Genomic DNA, 18,707 nt, shown 5'->3' with positions numbered 1-18,707 from the left:
CGCCCCCTCAGTAACGGACGCGCGGATCGACCAGCGTGTAGATCAGGTCGATGAGGAGATTGATCAGGACATAGATCGCGGCGACCGCGAGCAGCGCGCCCTGGATCACCGGATAGTCGCGCCGCAGCACCGCCGAGACCACGAGATTGCCGACGCCCGGCAGCCCGAACACGGTCTCGGTGACGATCGCGCCGCCGATCAGCAGCGCCAGCGTCAGGCCGAGCACGGTGATAACCGGCACGAGGATGTTGCGGAAGGCATGTTCCAGCAGCACGCGCCGCTCGGACAGGCCTTTCGCCCGCGCGGTGCGCAGGAAATCGGCGCTGAGGATGTCGAGCATGCTGGCGCGGGTGAAGCGCGTGATCAGCGCCGAATTGACCACGCCGAGCACGGCCGAGGGCAGGAGCAGGTGCTGGAGCCGCTCGGCGAGGCTGGCCTCCGGCGAGCCGTATCCCGCGACCGGGAACCAGCCGAGCTTGACCGCGAAGAGCTGGATGAAGATCAGTCCGAGCCAGAAGCTCGGAATATTCGCCGCGAGCATCGCCAGCCCGCTGACCGCCTGGTCGACCGGGCGCCCGCGCCAGACCGCCGAGGCGATGCCGGCCGGCACGCCGATCGCGGCCGCAATGGCGAGCGAGAACATCGCCAGAAAGAAGGTCGGCTCGGCGCGCTCGAGCAGGGCCTGCGTCACCGGCCGTTGCAGGAAGATCGAATGGCCGAGATTGCCGCTCGCGACCTCCTTCAGCCAGAGCACGAACTGCACCACCAGCGGCTTGTCGAGCCCATAGGCGGCGCGCAGCTTGGCGATGTCCTCGGCTGTCGCCTGGTCGCCGAGCATCAGCGCCGCGGGGTCGCCGGGGGCCAGCCGCGTCAGGAAGAAGACCAGTGCGGCGACGATGAAAAGCACGAGCAGCAGGCCGGCGAACCGGCGTCCGAGATGCACGAGCATCGGATACGCTCCGTTGGCTGGAGGCAGGCGTTTCGGGATGAATAAACGGCGCGGCCATGGCCGCGCCGGGGATCAGTCAGCTCGGTCGATGACCAGCCGGATCACTTGCCCAGTTCGACGTTCCAGAAGGACGGCCACGGCATCGCCGCGAAATCCTTCATCTTGGCCGAGGCGCCGGAGAGCGCGGCGAAATTGCCGGCGCGGATATAGGGCACTTCGTCATAGACGACCTGCTGGACCTTGGCCCAGAGCGCGCCGCGCTTGGCCGGATCGGGCTCGGCGTTGAAGGCGGTGAGCGCGGCTTCCTTGGCCGGGCTCGACCACCAGCCGGGCGCACCTTCGCCGAGCTGCGGCGGGGAGAGCATCGGCTCCGGCAGGAAGGCCGAATGGGTGATGTAGATATCCCAGAGCGCGGCATCGCCGCGGCGCTGGATCAGCGTTGCCCAGTCGACGACGTCGAGCTGCACCTTGAAGCCGGCCGCCTTCATCTGCTCGGCCATGACCAGCGCCATGCGGTGATGGAAGTCGTACTGCTTGGAATTCAGGATACGGATCGGCGTGCCGTCATACTTGGCCTCGGCGAGCAGCTTCTTGGCGCCGGCGGCATCGGCCTTGCTGTACTTGTCCTTGCCGGCCTCCGAGAAGAAAGGCGAGCCCTTCGGGAAATGCTCGGGCGCCAGCGCGAAGAATTTCGGGTCGCCGAAGCCCGCCATCAGCACCTCTTCGAGGTCGAGCGCCATCTGGAAGGCCTGGCGGACCTTCACATCGGCCATCGGCCCCTGCTTGGTGTTGGTCGGGAAATAAGGGAAGCCGAAGGGCATGGTCAGCACGGCACGGGCAGCGCTGGCGCCGGACAGCTTCTTGAAGGCCTCGACCGGCAGCTGGTCGGAGAACTGGTACTGGCCGGCGATCACGCCCTCGACGCGGGTATTGGCGTTCGGCACGGGAATGAAGCGCAATTCGTCGATCTTGGCTTCGCGCTTGCCGGCATAGCCGGAGGCCGGCTCGCTGCGCGAGGCGTAGGTATCATGCTTGACGAGGACGACGAACTGGTCGGGCCTGCGCTCGCGGAACTTGTAGGGGCCGGTGCCGACGAATTCGGTGAGCGGATTGGCGATCGATTCCTTCGCCATGATCGCAGCGAAGCCGGACGGCAGGGCGAGATGCGCCAGCAGCGCCGGCTCGACCTTGCTGAGCACGATCTCGACGCTCGACGGGCCCTTGGCGGCCAGGCTGGCGACGCTCTTGGCCAGCCCCTTGCCGCGCGGCGTCATCTCCAGCCAGCGCTTCAGCGAAGCGACCACGTCCTCGGCATCGAGCTCGCGGCCGTTATGGAGTTTCACGCCCTTGCGCAGTTCGATCGCATAGGTCTTGCCGTCGGCCGAGACGGTCGGCTGGGCCGACGCCAGCATCGGCTGGATCGCCCAGTTGGCGTCGAAGGTGAACAGCGGCTCGTAGACATGCTGCATGATCGTGCCGACGAGATCGGCGGTCGAAGCCATCGGATCGAGCGACTGCGGCTCGCCGACCATGGCGAGGTTCGCGCTCGTAGCGCCCTGCGCCAGGGCACCCGCAGGCGCCAGCATCGTCGAGGCCGCGAGGCCGGCGGCAAGGCCGCCGAGGCCACGGCGCGTCAGGCCGGCACGAGACAGGACATCGTTCTGCATGATCACTCCCCGTAGAAGCCGCTATTTGCGGCGTTATGAAATTTTATTACGCATCACTTACCTCAGCGGAGGATGAAAGGCAATCGGATTTCGTCGACAAACCCTTTGCAAGCGCGGATTAATCCTGCCTCGCCCGGCAATCACTCCGGGGTATTGAGGCTGACAATGTAATTTAATTCCTGATTTTGAGCAGCTGAACGGGGAGTCACCGCACTGGGGATGGGGCTTCCCGGCCTGACCGGATCTCTCAGGCCGCTCCGATGCGCGCCGCGGCAAAGCGCTCGCGCAGCCAGCGCGCCGCCGGCCCACAGGGGCGCTGCTTGTGCCAGACCATCTCCAGCGCCACGGGCAGGTCGAAATCGTCGAACTGGAGATCGGGCGTGACGAGATCGGCGGTCACCGGCGAGTTCGCGATGACATAGCTGGAGACGAAGGCCCAGCCGATGCCCTGCTTGACCAGTTGCAGGATCACCCAGTGACTCTCGACCCACCAGACCTCGGCCGCGACGCGCAGGCGCTGCTTCTCCGGCCCGTCTCCGCGCGCCGCCACGAGGATCTGGCGATGACGCTTCAGCTCCTCCCAGTCGACGCGCGTACCGGCGAGCGGATGGCCCTTGCCGCAGACGAGCTTGATCGGCACCCAGCCAACCGTCTGGAAGCCGAGTTCTGGCGGCAGCGCCTCCTGACGCCACATCACGCCGATATCGGCCTGCCCGGCCAGGACGAGCTGGCTGACATCCTCCATCAGCGGAAACAGCAATTCCAGTTCGACATGCGGGAAATGCCGCGCGAAATCGGCGAAAAGTGCGCCCAACAGATGCTCGGGATAAAGCTCGTCGATGGCGACGACGAGCCGCGTCTCGACAAGGCTCTCGAAACTGCTGGCAACACCGATCAGATGCGCGCGACGGTCCAGGATGACCTTCGCCTCGCGCAGCAGGCGCTCGCCCGCCGCCGTCAGCACGGGATTGCGCCCGGCCCGGCTGAACAACGCGACGCCGAGATCCTCCTCCAGATTGGCGACCTGCGTGCTCACCGCCGACTGCGCCTTGCGCAGCGCCCGCCCCGCCGCCGAGAAGGAGCCATGCTCGGCCGCCGCGACGAAGGCCTCCAGTTGCTCGAAGGAGAGATTCATCTATCTGATATCCAGATATAGCCTAACTTGAGATTGCAAGAATTGGCGATAGAAGGCACCGCGTCAACGAGAACGACAGGTGTTTTAGATGTCCATGCGCTCCTTCCCCGATCGGGTTCGCCACACGATGATGTTCGAGATCATCGGGCTGGCGCTGGTGATCCCCGGCGGCGCCATGCTCTTCAATCTGCCGGCGACGCATATGGGCGTGATCGGCGTCGGCTCGGCCACCGTCGCGACGCTCTGGAACTTCGTCTACAATCTCGGCTTCGACCACGCGATGCTTCGCTTCGCCGGCCATACCCGCAAGAGCCTGCAGCTGCGCGTGCTGCATGCGCTGCTGTTCGAAGGCGGATTGCTGGTCCTGCTGCTGCCGCCGATGGCCTGGTATCTCGGCATGGGCCTGTGGGAGACATTCGTGATGGACCTCGCCATCGTGGTTTTCTACGTGGTCTACGCCTTCCTCTTCAATCTGGCCTATGACCGGGTCTTCCCCGTCCCGGTGCAGCCGCGCTTGGCCGTCGCCTGAGCCTTACGCCGGCCTGACGCGGCCGCAGCGCTTAGGCCCTCCCAGCCTGCCGGCGATCTATGCTACGGCAGCCATGGACATTCGCGGGCGATCGTATTCTGATCGCCCGGAGCCTCCGGGGCGGCCTGCCCGTCCCGGCGCGAATGCATGTCGCGGCAGGAGGCCGCGCCCTGGGAGGAACGATGACAGGCAAGATCTATGACGGCCCGGCGGCTGCGCTGGAGGGGCTGCTCTTCGACGGAATGACGATCATGTCGGGCGGCTTCGGCCTGTCGGGCAACCCGGAGAGCCTGATCCCGCAGATCCGCGATTCCGGAGTGAAGAACATCACCGTGATCTCGAACAATGCCGGCGCCGACGGCTTCGGCCTGTGGATGCTGCTGCAGAGCCGCCAGATCAGGAAGATGATCGCGTCCTATGTCGGCGAGAACAAGCTGTTCGAGCAGCAGTACCTCGCCGGCGAGCTGGAGCTGGAACTGAACCCGCAGGGCACGCTGGCCGAGCGCATCCGCGCCGGCGGCGCCGGCATCCCGGCCTTCTACACCAAGACCGGCGTCGGCACCGTCGTCGCCGAGGGCAAGCCGGTCGAGGAGTTCGAGGGACAGCTCTATGTCCGCGAGACCTGGCTGCGCGCCGATGTCGCCATCGTCAAGGCCTGGAAGGCCGATACCGCCGGCAATCTCGTCTATCGGAAGACCGCGCGGAACTTCAATCCGAACATGGCGACCGCCGGCAAGGTGACCGTCGCCGAGGTCGAGGAGATCGTCCCGGTCGGCTCGCTCGATCCGGAAGGCATCCATACGCCCGGCATCTATGTCGACCGCGTCATCAAGAGCACGATCAACGAGAAGCGCATCGAGAAGCTGACCGAGCGCAAGAGGGAGGCAGCCTGATGGCCTGGACCCGCGAAGAGGTCGCCGCGCGCGCGGCCAAGGAGCTCAAGGACGGCTTCTACGTCAATCTCGGCATCGGCATCCCGACGCTCGTGGCGAACTACATCCCCGAGGGCGTCGACGTCACCTTGCAGTCCGAGAACGGCCTGCTCGGCATCGGCCCCTTCCCTTATGAGGGCGAGGCCGATCCCGACCTGATCAATGCCGGCAAGCAGACGATCACGGTGCTGCCGAGCTCGAGCTTCTTCTCCTCAGCCGATTCCTTCGCGATGATCCGCGGCGGCCATATCGACCTGACCATCCTCGGCGCCATGGAAGTGGCGGCCAATGGCGACATCGCCAACTGGACCATCCCCGGCAAGATGGTGAAGGGCATGGGCGGCGCGATGGATCTCGTCGCCGGCGTCAAGAAGGTCATCGTCGTGATGGATCACGCCAACAAGGCCGGCGAATCCAAGGTGCTGGAGCGCTGCTCGCTGCCGCTGACCGGCGCGGGCGTGGTCGACATGATCATCACCGATCTCTGCGTGATGACCTGCGACAAGGCCAATGGCGGCGGCTTGACCCTGGTCGAGCTTGCCCCCGGCGTCAGCCTCGACGAGGTCAAGGCCAAGACAGAGGCCGCCTTCACTGTTGCGCCAAGCCTCGCAAAGGCCGCGTGAGCGGCTTCCTTCGCGCAAGGCCGGCGACGACCCCAGCCATGCTGGCCGCGTTCTCGGACGCGGCCACGTTGCGCCATGCCCTCGCCTTCGAGGCGGAGCTGGCCCGCGCCGAGGCGGCCGAGAGCCTGATCGGCACGGAAGCGGCCGAGACCATCGCCGCGCTCTGCGCTTCGATCACGATCGACCCCGCCGAACTGGCGGAGGAAGCGGCGCTCGCCGGCACGCTGGCGATCCCGCTGGTGGCGCGTCTGCGTGCCGCCCTGAGCGGTGACGCCGCAAAAGCCCTGCACAAGGGCGCCACCAGCCAGGATGTCGCCGACACCATCCTGGTCTGCCAGATCCGCGCCGCGAGCGGCCTGCTCGACGCGGACCTGACCCGCATCACGACGGCGCTCGCTGCCCTCGCCCGGCGCCATGCTGCGACACCGGCGATCGGCCGCACGCTGCTGCAAGACGCTCTCCCAATCGGGTTTGGCCTGCGCATCGCGCATTGGCAGGCCGGCATCGCGGAAGCAACAACCCGCCTGCGCCATGAAGTCGAGGCGGGAGCCGCCCTGCAATTCGGCGGCGCGGCCGGCTCCCGTGCCGGCCTCGACGGCAAGGCCGCTGCCGTCTCCGCCCGCCTTGCCGCCGCGCTTGGCCTCCCCGACGCACCGCCCTGGCATGCGCGCCGCGGCGGCATCGCCGGCATCGCGACAGCGATCGCCATCGCCATCGGCACGCTCGGCAAGATGGCGCGCGACGTCTCGCTTCTGGCCCAGAACGGCATCGCCGAGGCCCGCGAGCCCGCCATTCCCGGCCGCGGCGGTTCCTCCGCCATGGCCCATAAGCGCAACCCCACGGGCTGCCAGGTCGCGCTCTCCGCCAGCCTGCGCGCACCGGGCCTTGTCGCCGGCATCCTCGCCGGCCTTCCTGCGGAGCAGGAGCGCGGCCTCGGCGGCTGGCAGGCGGAAGGCCCGGCGCTGGCCGAGCTGTTCCTGCTTGCGGCCGGCGCGGCCGATGCCATGGCGACGGTCGCGGAAGGGCTGGAGATCGACGAGGCCGCCATCGCCCGCAATCTCGCAGCAGCCGGGCTCGGCAACGATATCGGCGAGAGCGCAGCCCTGGTTGCCGCTCTGCTCGCCCAGCACGACTGAGGAACGCAACCATGCCCTTCGCAGCGAGCAACGGCGCCCGCATCTACTGGAAGCTCGAGGGTACCGACGACAAGCCGGCGCTCGTCCTGCTCAACTCGATCGGCACCGATCTCGGCTTGTGGGACGCGGCCATGCCGGCCCTGCTCGGGGCCTTCCGCGTGCTGCGTCTCGACACGCGCGGTCACGGCGCCTCCGACGCACCGGATGGCGACTACACCCTCACCATGCTGGCAGGCGATGTCGCCGCCGTCATGGACGCGGCCGGCATCGCGCAGGCGGCCGTGGCCGGCGTCTCGCTCGGCGGCATGATCGCGATGGAACTCGCTCTCTCCCGGCCGGAGCGTGTTTCGGCGCTGGCGCTGATCTGCACCTCAGCCACCATGGACAAGGCGGCGTGGCAGGACCGGATCACAAAAGTCCGCGCCGGCGGCACGGCCGCAATCGCCGACCTTGCCATGCAGCGTTTCCTGTCGCCGGCCTTCACCGCAGGGCAACCGGCCGTGGCCGAGAGCGTCCGCCGGAGCCTCATCGCCATGGCCGGCGAGGGCTATGCCGGGGCCGGCGCCGCGATCCGCGACATGGAACTGATCGGCCGCATCCCCGCCCTCGCCTGCCCGACGCTGGTCGTCGTCGGCGAGCGCGACGCCTCGACCCCCTTCGTCGGCCATGGCGAGAACATCGTCGCTGCCATCCCCGGCGCCGCGCTGGAACGGCTCGATTGCGGCCACCTCGCCCCGCTCGAAGCCCCCGCGGCGCTGGCCGGCGCCTTGCGCTCCTTCCTCGCACCCGGCCCGGATACGCAGGACGCGGCGGAGGCCCTGTTCGAAGCCGGCCTCAAGAACCGGCGCCGCGTGCTCGGCGATGCCTGGGTCGACCGTTCGCTCGCCAATCGCACGCCGTTCAACGCCGAATTCCAGGCGATGATCACCCGCATCGCCTGGCAGGAGATCTGGAGCCGGCCCGGCCTCGACGACCGCACGCGTCGCCTGCTCGTGCTGGCGATCACCGCGAGCCTCGGCCGCTGGGAGGAGTTCCGCCTGCATGTCCGCGCCGGCCTGACCCGCGGCGGCTTCACGCAGGACGATCTCAAGGAAGTGCTGATGCAGACGGCGATCTATGCCGGCGTCCCCGCCGGCAACACCGCCTTTGCCGAAGCCGCCGCGGTGATGAAGGAGATCGAGGCAGCCGGCTAAGCCGCCTCAGGCCTTCGCCCGGTAATCCGAGGGCGACACGCCTGCCCGCTTGGCGAAGAAGCGCGAGAAATAGGCGGGATCGGCAAAACCCAGCCGGAACGATATCCGCGAGATCGACATCGACGTGTAGACGAGGTCGCGCCGCGCCTCGATCATCAATCGGTCCTGGATCACCCGCGCGGCGGAGCGGCCGAGCAGCTCCCGGCAGGAGCGTGAGAGATGCGGCACCGAGGTGCCGAGCGTGCGCGCATAATCCGTCAACGCGTCATGATGCTGGAAGCGCGTCTCGACCTGCTCGACGAAGCGGCGCACGAGTTCGGCCCGTGCATCCCGCGCCGGCTCCGCGACCGCCCGCGCCCCACGCATCGCCCGCACGAACCAGGCCGCGATCAGGTCGGCATAGGCGCCGAGCGAGAATTCCCGCGCCGGCCGGTTGGCGGCGAATTCGCTCATCGCCAGCCGAAGCGTGGCATCGAGCCCGGCATATTGCCCCCCTCCCGCCGGCACATGCAGCACCGCCGCGCTGCCGAGCAGCGCGCGCGCCTCCGGTTCGCTGGCGAAGAGGCGCTTCAAGGAGGTCGCGGCCGCGCTGGCGACGAAGCCGTCGGTATCGTCGAGGAAGGCGAATTCATGGATCGTCGAGGGCGGCAGCAGCAGCACCGAGCCCGGCGACAGGGCGTGCTCGCGCCCATCCACGCGCGTGCGCCCTCCCCCCGCCGTGACCAGGAAGAACTGGAAGAGATCGTGATGCATATGCGGCTGGATGGTCCAGCCATGCAGGGAGCTGCGCGCCACGATCGGTTCGATGTGCAGCGCGTCAGGAAAGCGCTCCGTCAGGCGTTCGCCATAGAGCCAGTAGGCGGGGACGCTGCTGCCGGGCATGTCGCGCTCACGATCGATTTGTCCAAGACAATGCGCGAATCCTCCATTCCGTCAACGGCAGCGAGCGCGTTAGCATCGACCCGCGGATCGAACGGTGCAAACCGTGGAGCCGCGGGAGGCAAAGAAGAACAATGCGGACGCAGGTCGCCATCATCGGCGCCGGGCCCGCGGGACTGCTGCTCGGGCAGCTCCTGTCGCGCGCCGGCATCGACAACGTCATCCTCGAACGGCGCAGCGCCGACTATGTGCTGTCGCGCATCCGTGCCGGTGTGCTCGAGCAGGGCATGGTCGATCTCCTGCACGAAGCCGACGTCGGCGTGCGGCTCGATCACGAGGGCCTCGTCCATGACGGCTTCTCGCTCGCTTTCGGCGGCGCGCTCCATCGCCTCGATCTGAGAGACCTGAGCGGCGGCAGGACGGTCACCGTCTACGGCCAGACCGAAGTGACGCGCGACCTGATCGAGGCTCGCCAGGCCCTCGGTCGCCCGACGATCTACGGGGCCGAGGACGTCGCGCTGCATGATTTCGACGGCGCCGCACCGCGCGTGACCTTCCGGGCGAACGGGCTGGAGCAGGAGCTGCATTGCGATTTCATCGCCGGCTGCGACGGCTATCACGGCGTCTCGCGTGCCTCCGTCCCGGCGAGATCGCTGCAGACCTTCGAGCGCGTCTACCCCTTCGGCTGGCTCGGCCTGCTGGTCGACAAGCCGCCGGCGGCCCATGAGCTGGTCTATGCCAATCACGAGCGCGGCTTCGCGCTTTGCTCGATGCGCTCGGCCGAGCGCAGCCGCTACTATGTCCAGGTCCCGCTGGAGGAAAAGGCCGGGAACTGGTCCGACGACGCCTTCTTCGACGAATTGCGCCGCCGCCTGCCGGCGGAGGTCGCCGAGGCCGTGCAGACCGGTTTTTCGCTGGAGAAGAGCATCGCGCCGCTGCGCTCCTTCGTCGCCGAGCCGATGCGCTTCGGCCGGCTCTTCCTCGCGGGCGATGCCGCCCATATCGTGCCGCCGACCGGCGCCAAAGGCTTGAACCTCGCCGCCAGCGACATCCGCTATCTCTTCGACGCCTTCCGCGAGCACTATCGCGACGGCTCGAATGCCGGGCTCGACGGCTATTCCGCCCGCGCGCTCGCCCGCGTCTGGAAGGCCGAGCGCTTCTCCTGGTGGATGACCAACCTGCTGCATCGCTTCCCGGAGCGCGACGGTTTCGACCAGCGCATCCAGCAGGCGGAGTTCGACTATCTCGTCCATTCCCGCGCGGCGGCGACCGCCGTCGCCGAGAACTATGTCGGCTTGCCCTATTGAGGGCATTGCCCTCGCGGCAGAAAATTGCGTTGGTGACAACAAGAGGCACGGCGCCATGGCGGCGACCGGCCCGAGCAGCTAGAGCTTCGACCCACGCAAGGCATTTGCGGGATCGCAGGCAGGATCGGGAGGAGATGGAATGACCAAGGGTTTCCTGAACAGGTTGCTGCCGGCCGGAGCGCTGGCGCTGGCCGGAGCGCTCGCGCTCGGTGCCTCCGCCATGGCTGACACGATCAAGATCGGCATCATCGGGCCGTTTTCCGGCCCCTTCGCCCTGCAGGGCAAGAACTTCCAGGCCGGTGCCGAAGCCTGGCTGGCCCAGAACGGCAAGACCGTCGCCGGTCACGATATCGAGCTGGTCTATCGCGACCTGCCGACGGCCAATCCGCAGCAGGCCCGCGCGCTGGCGCAGGAGCTGATCGTGCGCGACAAGGTGCAGTATCTCGGCGGCGTCTATTTCACCCCGGACGCGATGGCGATCACCCCGCTCCTGAAGCAGGGCAATGTCCCGCTGGTGATCTTCAACGCCGCGACCTCGGCGATCATGAATTCGTCGCCGCTGGTGGTGCGCACTTCCTTCACCCTGTCCCAGACCACGACGCCGCTCGGCAAGGCGGCGGTGGAGCGCGGCGTCAAGAAATTCGTCTCGATCGTCAGCGATTACGGCCCGGGCGTCGATGCCGAGGGCGCTTTCAAGAAGGCGATCGAGGCGGCCGGCGGCGAGGTCAAGGAAGCCATCCGCATTCCGCTCAACACCACCGAGTTCAGCCCGATCATGCAGCGCATCCGCGATGCCGGAGCCGAGGGCGTCTTCGCCTTCCTGCCGTCGGGCCCGCCGACGCTCGGCTTCGTCAAGGCCTTCAGCGATACCGGCCTGAAGAAGGCGGGCGTCAAGCTCTTCGCGCCAGGCGACCTGACCCAGGAATCGGACCTGCCGGCCCTGGGCGAGGCGGCCGCCGGCCTGATCACCTCGTTCCACTACGCGGTTTCGCATGATTCCGAGATCAACAAGCGCTTCATCGCCGCCGCCGAAAAGGCGATCGGCGCGCCCGATCTCGTCTCCTTCCCGGCCGTTGGCGCCTATGACGGCCTATTCGTGATCTCGAAGATGATCGCGGCCACCGCCGGCAAGCAGGACGCCGAGAAGGCCGTCGAGGCGGTGAAGGGGTTGGGTTGGGAAAGCCCGCGCGGCCCGGTCAAGATCGATCCCGAGACCCGCCACATCACGCAGACGATCTATCTGCGCGAAGTCGCGAAGGATGCGCAGGGCCGCTGGATCAACAAGGAGATCGCCAGCGTGCCGGAGCAGAAGGATTCCGGCCTGACGAAGTAACGGCATCGTTTCCCCCCGGAAACACGCCGTCATTCCGGGCTTGCCCCGGAATCCATCATAGAGCGTAACGCCCTTCGATGGATTCCGGATCGACGCGGCTTCGCCGCTTGTCCGGAATGACGGTGGTGGTTCCCTCCGCATACGACACGCCTGAGCAGCAGAAGGCCCGCAGCATGCAGACCGCGCTGAGCATCGCCATGGACGCGCTGGCTTATGGCATGGCGCTGTTCATCATCTGCATCGGCCTGTCGCTGACCATGGGCCTAATGCGGGTGGTGAACCTCGCTCATGGCGCCTTCGCCATGATCGGCGGCTACATCGCCTCCTATGCGGCGCGCGACCTCGGCCTCGGCTACGGCTTCGGCATCGTTCTGGCCATGATCGGCACGGTCCTCATTGCCGTGCCACTGGAGCGGCTGCTCTATCGCCGTATCTACGACCGCAGCGAACTCTCGCAGGTGCTGATGACGATTGGCATCACCTTCTGCGTGATCGGCATCACCAACTATTTCTTCGGCCCGACGCTGAAGACCATTCCCTTGCCGGCGGAATTGGCCCGCTCGGTCGATCTCGGCTTCCGCAGCATCGCCGGCCACCGGCTCTTCGTCATCGCGAGCGGCCTCGTCGTCGCCGGCGGCCTGTGGTTTCTGATCGAGCGCACCGGCTTCGGCATCAATCTGCGCGCCGCCGTCGAGAACGCGCCGATGGCGCGCACGCTCGGCATCCGCACCGAGATCATCTATGCCGCAAGCTTCGCGCTGGCGATCGGGCTCGCGGCCTTCGGCGGCGTGGTCGGGGCCGAGTTCCTGCCGATCGAGCCCTATTACGCGCTGCGCTACATGGTGACCTTCCTCGTCGTCGTCTCGGTCGGCGGCGCGGGCTCGATTCCAGGCGCGCTCGCCGCCTGCCTGCTGCTCGGCGCCATCGACGTCACCGGCCGCTATCTCGTGCCGGATTTCGGCAATTTCTTCTTCTACCTCGCGGTGATCCTGGTGGTCTGCGCCTTCCCGCGCGGCCTGATGGGGCGGGCTCAGTAGCATGGCGAGCGCAACGACCATGCCCGCGACCCCAGCCGCCGGCCGCACGCTCGGCCGCGATCTTCTCGGCCTCGCCCTGATCGCGCTGGTCGGCCTCGCCGGCTACTGGCTCTTTCCCGACAACCTCGCCTTCCTGACCCGCGTGATCTCGGTCGCGCTGCTCGTGCTCTCGCTCGACCTGATCGTCGGCTATTGCGGCGTCGCCTCGCTCGGCCAGGGCGCGCTTTATGGCGCGGGCGCCTATGCCGCCGGCATCGCCTGCGTCCACGGTGTCACGGACCCAGTCCTGCTGATCCTGATCGGTGCGGCAGCCGGCGCGATCATGGGGCTCCTGATGGGCGCGGTGATGCTGCGGGCCCATGGCCTGCCGCAGCTCGTGCTCTCGATCGCGATCGTCCAGCTGCTGCACGAGGGCGCCAACAAGGCGTCTTCGATCACCGGCGGCAGCGACGGCCTCTCCGGCATGAGCCCGGCCCCGCTCTTCGGCCTGTTCGCGTTCGATCTCTGGGGCCGCAGCGCCTATCTCTTCGGCCTCGGCCTACTCCTCATCGTCTTCGCCGTTCTGCGTTTCGTCACCCGTTCCCCCTTCGGCATGGTCTGCCGCGGGCTGAAGGAGGACCCGCTCAGGATCAGCGCGCTCGGCATCTACGCCTTCCCGGTCCTGCTCAAGATGTTCGTCATCTCCGGTAGCGTGGCCGGCATGGGCGGCGCGCTCGCGGCCATCGCGACGCAGGTCGTCGGACTCGACAGCGTGAGCTTCGAGATTTCGGCCAATGCGCTGGTCATGCTGGTGCTCGGCGGCATCGGCCATCTCTATGGGGCGCTGATCGGCACGGTGATCTTCATGGCGCTTGAGCACATCGTCGCCGCGATCAACCCGTTCCACTGGATGACGCTGGTCGGCGCCGTGCTGATCGCCATCGTGCTCTTCGCCCCGCGCGGCCTCTCCGGCACGCTCGACGAACTCGCCCGGCTGCTGACCCGCGATCGCTGGGGGGCCGGCCGATGAGTGCGGTCTTCGAAGTCTCGCATCTCTCAAAGGAGTTTGGCGGCCTCAAGGTCAGCCGCGACATCTCGCTTGCGATGAACGAGGGCGAGCGCCTCGCCCTGATCGGCCCGAACGGCGCCGGCAAGACCACCTTCGTCAATCTCGTCACCGGCCGCATCCCGCCCAGCGCAGGGACCGTCCATCTCGCGGGCGAGGACATCACCGCACTCGGCGCCGTCAAGCGCGTGCGCCGCGGCCTCGTCCGCACCTTCCAGGTCACGCGCCTCTTCCCGGACATGACGCCGGAAGAGCATGTCGTGATGACCATCCTGCAGCGGCTCGGCCGGGCGACGCGCATCTTCGCCCGCTTTCATGGCGACTCCGAAGCACGTGACGAAGCGGCCGAAATCCTTGCCACGCTCGGCCTGACCGAGGTCGCGCGCCGTAAGGTCGCGACCATCGCCTATGGCCAGCAGCGCCTGCTGGAAATCGCGATCGCGCTGGCGCAGCGCCCCAAGGTGCTGCTGCTCGATGAACCCGCTGCCGGCGTGCCCTCCAGCGATACGCCACGTATCGAGGAAGCCTTGGCCCGCTTGCCTGCCTCGCTGGCCGTTCTGATGATCGAGCACGACATGGACCTCGTCTTCCGCTTCGCGAAGCGGGTCGTGGTGCTGGCGGCAGGCGAGCTGATCTTCCAGGGCCTGCCGGCCGAGGTCGCCAAGGACCCCAAGGTCCGCGAAGCCTATCTCGGGAGCTATGCCCATGCCGGCAGCTGAGCTCGACGTCCGCAATCTGAGCGCCGGCTACGGCCAGACCCATGTGCTGGAGGATGTCTCCTTCGCGGTCCCGGCCGGCGGGCGCCTCTCCATCCTCGGTCGCAACGGCATGGGCAAGACCACGCTGATGGCGAGCCTGATGGGCCTGACCCGTCGCTATGCCGGCAGCATCAGTCTTGGCGGGCAGGACGTCATCGCGCTCGGCACGGCGGCCCGCGCCCATGGCGGTATCGGCCTCGTCCCGCAGACCCGCGAAATCTTCAAAGGGCTGACGGTGGAGGAGAACCTCTTCGCGGGGCTGAAAGGCCGGCCGCGCAGCGCGATCGAGGAAGCCTATGCGCTCTTTCCCCGTCTGGGCGAGCGCCGCCGCAATCTCGGCTCCCAGCTCTCCGGCGGCGAGCAGCAGATGCTGGCGACGGCTCGCACCATCCTCGGCCAACCCTCCGTGCTGCTGCTCGACGAGCCGTTGGAGGGCCTGGCACCAGTCATCTGCGACATGCTGATGGAGGCTTTCGGCCGGCTCGCCGCCAGCGGCGCGATGACCATCCTCTTCGTCGAGCAGCGATTGGAAAGCGCACTCGCCTTCGCCGACGACGTCATCATCCTCGAACGCGGCCGGATCGTCTGGTCCGGCAAGCCCGACGCGCTGCGGGCCGATGCCGCGGTGCTCGAACGCTATATCGGCGTCGGCGGACTGCACTGAATCTGCCGCACTTGGAAACGCGGGTCATCCCGGCCGGAGCGAAGCGCAGAGCCGGGATCCATGCCTGAACTCCGGCCGGAAGCGCTCCGGAATGGATCCCGGGTCAAGCCCGGGATGACGGCGTGTTTCCTTGCAAAATGACGAAGCGTAGGCCTTACACTACCAGATCGAGCGGCGGCACCGGCTCGCCGCGCGAGACGTGCTGCATGTTCGCGAACATGCGCTTCACCACCGGCGCGAAATTATCGGCCGCCATCGCGGCGAGATGCGGCGTGGTCACAAGGTTGTCGAGCGTGAGCAGCTGGCTGTCCGCCGGCAGCGGCTCGATCTCGTAGACGTCCATCGCCGCGCCCGCGATTTCCTTGGCCCGGAGCGCCGTAACGAGATCGGTCTCGTTGACCACGCCACCGCGCGCGCAATTGATCAGCACCGCCGTCTTCTTCATCTTTTTCAACGCCGCGAGGTCGATCAGGTCCTTGGTCTCAGGCGTCAGCGGGCAATGCAGCGAGACGACGTCGGCCTGGGTCAGGATCTCGTCGATCGAGGCATGCTTGACGCCGAGGTCTGCTTCCTCCGCGGCACCGAGCGGGGTGCGCTTGCTATAGAGAATGGTGCAACCGAAGCCTTTCAGCAGCTTGGCGAAATTCTTGCCGATCGCGCCGAAGCCGACGACGCCGACCGTCTTGCCGGAGAGCGTATAGGTATCGGACGGCAACTGACCGGTGCGCCAGTTGCCCTTCTTCAGTTCGGCATTGCCATAGGCAATCAGGCGCAGCGTCGAGATCGTCAGGCCGAGCGCGAATTCGGAGACGGCAACCGCGTTGGAACCGGTCGTGCGCGCGACCTTGATGCCGAGCTCCTTGGCAGTGGCGATGTCGATATTGTCGTAGCCGACGCCCCATTTGTGCAGGAGCTTCAGCTTCTTCGCCGCCCGCAGCACCTCGCCCGAGACGCCGACCTGGCCGGAGATCGCATAATCGGCCTCGGCGATGATCTCCTTCATATGCTCGTCGCCGCGGGCGGTGCCATGGGTCAGCACGAAGCCCTCCGGCAGGAATTCGCGCAGGCGGTCGGCCCGCTCGGGCGTGGTCATGTCGAGGAGGCAGATGGTCTCGGGCATGGGATGGTCCAGTCGAAAAGAACGGGTCAGATGGTGAAGCGGGCACCGGCGCGGGCGAGCCCGCCGGAGATGGCCACGGGCGTGCCGTCGGCGCGCCAGCAGGCGGCGCCGGTCAAGGTGCCGTCCGCATTGAAGGCGATGGCATTCATGCCGCCGGCGACGCGCGGCGAGCGCACGACCTTGTGGCCGCGCGCGATCAGCGCCTGCGCCACGGCCTCGGGAATCGCTTCCTCGAGCTCGAGTACGCCGCCTTCGGTCCAGACGCGCGGCGCCTCGACGGCCTCCTGCAGGCTCATGCGGTGATCGATCAGATTGACGATCGCCTGCAGGGCAGAGGGGAAGATGCGCAAGGCGCCGGGCAGACCGAGCGCGAAGGCAAGCCGCCCGTCCTTCACCGCCATCATCGGCGCCATCGAGGTGAAGACCCGCTTGCCCGGCGCGATCGAGAGCGCCCGGCCGGGATGCGGATCGAAGTTGAACATGTAGTTATTGGCGATCATCCCCGTGCCGGGGATCTGCACGCAGGCGCCGAACAGCCCGTTGATGGTCTGCGTCGCGCTGACGACATTGCCCATGGCATCCGCGACGGTGACATGGGTGGTATCGGCGGATTCGCCGCCGGAGAGCCCGGCCGTCCAGCTCTTCGCCTGCTCCATCGCGATCAGGGCGCGGCGCTCGTCGGCATAGGCCTTGTCGATCAGCCTCGCGACGGGAACCTTGACGAAGGCCGGGTCGGCTGTCGCGACGGCGCGGTCGGCGAAGGCGATCTTCAAGGCCTCGGCCAGCAGATGCACGGCATCGGTGGAGCCGAAACCGAGCGAGCCGATATCGTAGCCTTCGAGGATGTTGAGCATCTGCGTGATATGCACGCCGGATGACGAGGGCGGCGGCGGGCCGATGATCTCGTAGCCGCGATAGGAGCCCCGGATCGGCTCGCGCAATTCGATGCGGTAGTTGGCGAGATCGGCCTGATCGATCAGCCCGCCATTGGCGGCCATGTAGTCGGTCAGCGCTCGCCCGAGCTTGCCGCCATAGAGCGCTTCCGGCCCTTCCGCCGCGATCAGCTTCAGGCTCGCGGCATAGTCAGCTTGCACGAGCCGCATGCCCGGCTGGAGCGGCTGCCCACCCGGCAGCAGCATCGCCGCAAGGCCGGGATCGCGGGCGAGATCGGCGGCATTGTCGGTGATGCAGTTGGAAAGATAGGGCGTGACGACGAAGCCGCGCTCCGCCAGTCCGATCGCCGGTTGCAGCACCTCGGCCAGCGGCAACGTGCCGAAGCGGGCGAGCGCCTCACACCAGCCCTTGAGCGCGCCGGGCACCGCCACGGCCTTGGCGCCGACCACGTTCTCGCGGTCGCGCGTGTCGCGCTGCTTGCCGATCTCGTCGGAGAGGCAGTCATACATGTCGGCCGTCGCCTTGCCCGGCGCGGTCGAGAGATTGTCGATCACGACATGGCGCCCATCGGCGAGCCGGATATGGCTCAGGCCGCCACCGAGGATGCCGACCATCATCGGTTCGGCCACCGTCAGCGCGAAGAGCGAGGCAACGGCCGCATCGATGGCATTGCCGCCGGCCAGCAGCATCTGGGCGCCCGCAGCCGAGGCGAGCGGGTGGTTGGTTACGACCATGCCGCGCGAGCCGGTCGCAGGCTTCTTCTCGCAGGCGAAATCGGCAACGCGCGGGACGGATACGGGAGCGTTCATGATCGGCCTCGTCAACCCTTCGCCGCCGCGATGGCATCGAGCACCATCTTGGTCGCACCCGAGATGTCGCCGAGCTTTTCACCTGCTTTCACCCGGCCCTGGTTGCGCTCGCCGCGCTCCTGCCGGGCGATGGCGGCGTCGGCGATCGCCTCGGCCTCGGCGCGGGGCAGCACCAGCACGCCGGATTCGTCGGCGAGGATGACGTCACCAGCCTTGACCGGGACATTGCCGCAGGAAATCGGCAGGTTGAGCGTGCCGCCGAGATTGTAGAGCCGCGTGGTGATCGGCGACATGCCGCGGCACCACATCGGGAAATCGGAATCCTCGATCTCGGCAAGATCGGTACAGGGCCCGTCGACGATGCCGCCGACCGCGCCGGCCGCCTTCGCCGCGACCGTGACGCCGCCGCCCCAGCAGGCATGCTTGTCGTCGCCGAGCCGGTCGACGACGAGGATGTCGCCGGGGCGCAGCAGGCCGAGCGTGTGGTGCAGCAGGGTCGAATCCTGTCCGGGGATCGCCAGCGTCACGGCCGCCGCGGCGATGCGCTTGCCGCGCAGCAGCGGCTGGATGCCGCGATCCATGAAGCCCCAGTGCTGGGAATGGCCGATGGTCGCGGTCTCGACCTTCTGCAGCTTCTCGACCAGCGCCGCCGGCAGCTGCTCGGGCATGGCTTCGATGCGGTAATCGGGCATTTCTC

18 protein-coding genes are annotated in these 18,707 nt (G+C 67.5%); 11 read left to right on the top strand and 7 right to left on the bottom strand.

The features are described from left to right. Positions 1-7: 7 nt before the first annotated feature. The 3 genes from WFK61_RS04755 to WFK61_RS04745 all read right to left on the bottom strand — a co-directional run bounded on the left by WFK61_RS04755 (position 8) and on the right by WFK61_RS04745 (position 3,751). Complete coding sequence (locus WFK61_RS04755; protein WP_336810377.1) at positions 8-949, bottom strand: ABC transporter permease; 942 nt, start codon at positions 947-949, stop codon at positions 8-10. Positions 950-1,050: 101 nt separating this feature from the next. Continuing rightward, positions 1,051-2,616 carry an ABC transporter substrate-binding protein gene (locus WFK61_RS04750; protein WP_336810376.1) on the bottom strand — a complete coding sequence of 522 codons (1,566 nt, stop codon included), beginning with the start codon at positions 2,614-2,616 and terminating at the stop codon, positions 1,051-1,053. A 247-nt stretch (positions 2,617-2,863) separates the two neighbouring features. Further along, complete coding sequence (locus WFK61_RS04745) at positions 2,864-3,751, bottom strand: LysR family transcriptional regulator (RefSeq protein ID WP_336810375.1); 888 nt, start codon at positions 3,749-3,751, stop codon at positions 2,864-2,866. A 94-nt stretch (positions 3,752-3,845) separates the two neighbouring features. On the opposite strand from WFK61_RS04745, the gene WFK61_RS04740 reads away from it, so the two are divergent. The 5 genes from WFK61_RS04740 (at position 3,846) to pcaDC (ending at position 8,164) form a co-directional block, all read left to right on the top strand. Further along, complete coding sequence (locus tag WFK61_RS04740) at positions 3,846-4,280, top strand: PACE efflux transporter (RefSeq protein WP_336810496.1); 435 nt, start codon at positions 3,846-3,848, stop codon at positions 4,278-4,280. Between the two features lie 182 nt (positions 4,281-4,462). Further along, complete coding sequence (locus WFK61_RS04735; RefSeq protein WP_336810374.1) at positions 4,463-5,173, top strand: CoA transferase subunit A; 711 nt, start codon at positions 4,463-4,465, stop codon at positions 5,171-5,173. Next, positions 5,173-5,835, top strand: coding sequence for a 3-oxoacid CoA-transferase subunit B (locus WFK61_RS04730; protein WP_336810373.1), 663 nt, complete (start codon positions 5,173-5,175; stop codon positions 5,833-5,835). Before WFK61_RS04735 ends, WFK61_RS04730 begins: the two co-directional genes overlap by 1 nt. A gap of 38 nt (positions 5,836-5,873) precedes the next feature. Then, positions 5,874-6,971, top strand: coding sequence for a lyase family protein (locus tag WFK61_RS04725; RefSeq protein WP_336810372.1), 1,098 nt, complete (start codon positions 5,874-5,876; stop codon positions 6,969-6,971). Between the two features lie 11 nt (positions 6,972-6,982). Further along, positions 6,983-8,164, top strand: a complete 1,182-nt coding sequence (gene pcaDC / locus WFK61_RS04720) for a bifunctional 3-oxoadipate enol-lactonase/4-carboxymuconolactone decarboxylase PcaDC (protein ID WP_336810371.1) — start codon at positions 6,983-6,985, stop codon at positions 8,162-8,164. A gap of 6 nt (positions 8,165-8,170) precedes the next feature. Here pcaDC and WFK61_RS04715 read toward each other — a convergent pair whose 3' ends face one another. After that, positions 8,171-9,046, bottom strand: coding sequence for a helix-turn-helix domain-containing protein (locus tag WFK61_RS04715; protein WP_336810370.1), 876 nt, complete (start codon positions 9,044-9,046; stop codon positions 8,171-8,173). A 131-nt stretch (positions 9,047-9,177) separates the two neighbouring features. Between WFK61_RS04715 and pobA the strand changes: the two genes are divergently transcribed. The 6 genes from pobA to WFK61_RS04685 all read left to right on the top strand — a co-directional run bounded on the left by pobA (position 9,178) and on the right by WFK61_RS04685 (position 15,187). Beyond that, positions 9,178-10,350 (top strand): 4-hydroxybenzoate 3-monooxygenase, encoded by a 1,173-nt coding sequence (gene pobA, locus WFK61_RS04710; protein WP_336810369.1) that lies wholly within the window; start codon positions 9,178-9,180, stop codon positions 10,348-10,350. 139 nt (positions 10,351-10,489) lie between these two features. Continuing rightward, complete coding sequence (locus WFK61_RS04705; RefSeq protein ID WP_336810368.1) at positions 10,490-11,683, top strand: ABC transporter substrate-binding protein; 1,194 nt, start codon at positions 10,490-10,492, stop codon at positions 11,681-11,683. A gap of 173 nt (positions 11,684-11,856) precedes the next feature. Further along, positions 11,857-12,720 carry a branched-chain amino acid ABC transporter permease gene (locus WFK61_RS04700; protein ID WP_336810495.1) on the top strand — a complete coding sequence of 288 codons (864 nt, stop codon included), beginning with the start codon at positions 11,857-11,859 and terminating at the stop codon, positions 12,718-12,720. Position 12,721: 1 nt separating this feature from the next. Further along, complete coding sequence (locus WFK61_RS04695; protein ID WP_336810367.1) at positions 12,722-13,729, top strand: branched-chain amino acid ABC transporter permease; 1,008 nt, start codon at positions 12,722-12,724, stop codon at positions 13,727-13,729. Continuing rightward, positions 13,726-14,484, top strand: a complete 759-nt coding sequence (locus WFK61_RS04690; protein WP_336810366.1) for an ABC transporter ATP-binding protein — start codon at positions 13,726-13,728, stop codon at positions 14,482-14,484. The genes WFK61_RS04695 and WFK61_RS04690 overlap by 4 nt, the downstream gene beginning before the upstream one ends. Next, positions 14,471-15,187, top strand: coding sequence for an ABC transporter ATP-binding protein (locus tag WFK61_RS04685; RefSeq protein WP_336810365.1), 717 nt, complete (start codon positions 14,471-14,473; stop codon positions 15,185-15,187). The genes WFK61_RS04690 and WFK61_RS04685 overlap by 14 nt, the downstream gene beginning before the upstream one ends. A 154-nt stretch (positions 15,188-15,341) precedes the next feature. On the opposite strand, the gene WFK61_RS04680 is transcribed toward WFK61_RS04685, so the two are convergent. From WFK61_RS04680 to WFK61_RS04670, 3 genes are read right to left on the bottom strand one after another with little or no spacing between them, the layout of a single operon-like run. Beyond that, positions 15,342-16,307: a 2-hydroxyacid dehydrogenase gene (locus WFK61_RS04680; RefSeq protein WP_336810364.1), complete on the bottom strand. Its 966-nt coding sequence runs from the start codon at positions 16,305-16,307 to the stop codon at positions 15,342-15,344. A 26-nt stretch (positions 16,308-16,333) separates the two neighbouring features. Continuing rightward, complete coding sequence (locus tag WFK61_RS04675) at positions 16,334-18,010, bottom strand: cephalosporin acylase I (protein WP_336810363.1); 1,677 nt, start codon at positions 18,008-18,010, stop codon at positions 16,334-16,336. An 11-nt stretch (positions 18,011-18,021) separates the two neighbouring features. After that, positions 18,022-18,702, bottom strand: coding sequence for an RraA family protein (locus tag WFK61_RS04670; RefSeq protein WP_257735225.1), 681 nt, complete (start codon positions 18,700-18,702; stop codon positions 18,022-18,024). Positions 18,703-18,707: the final 5 nt, after the last annotated feature.

Origin of the sequence: Allobosea sp. MMO-172, from assembly GCF_037147855.1 — a bacterium.
GTDB lineage: Bacteria > Pseudomonadota > Alphaproteobacteria > Rhizobiales > Beijerinckiaceae > Allobosea.
This window is presented reverse-complemented; position numbering and strand designations above follow the sequence as displayed.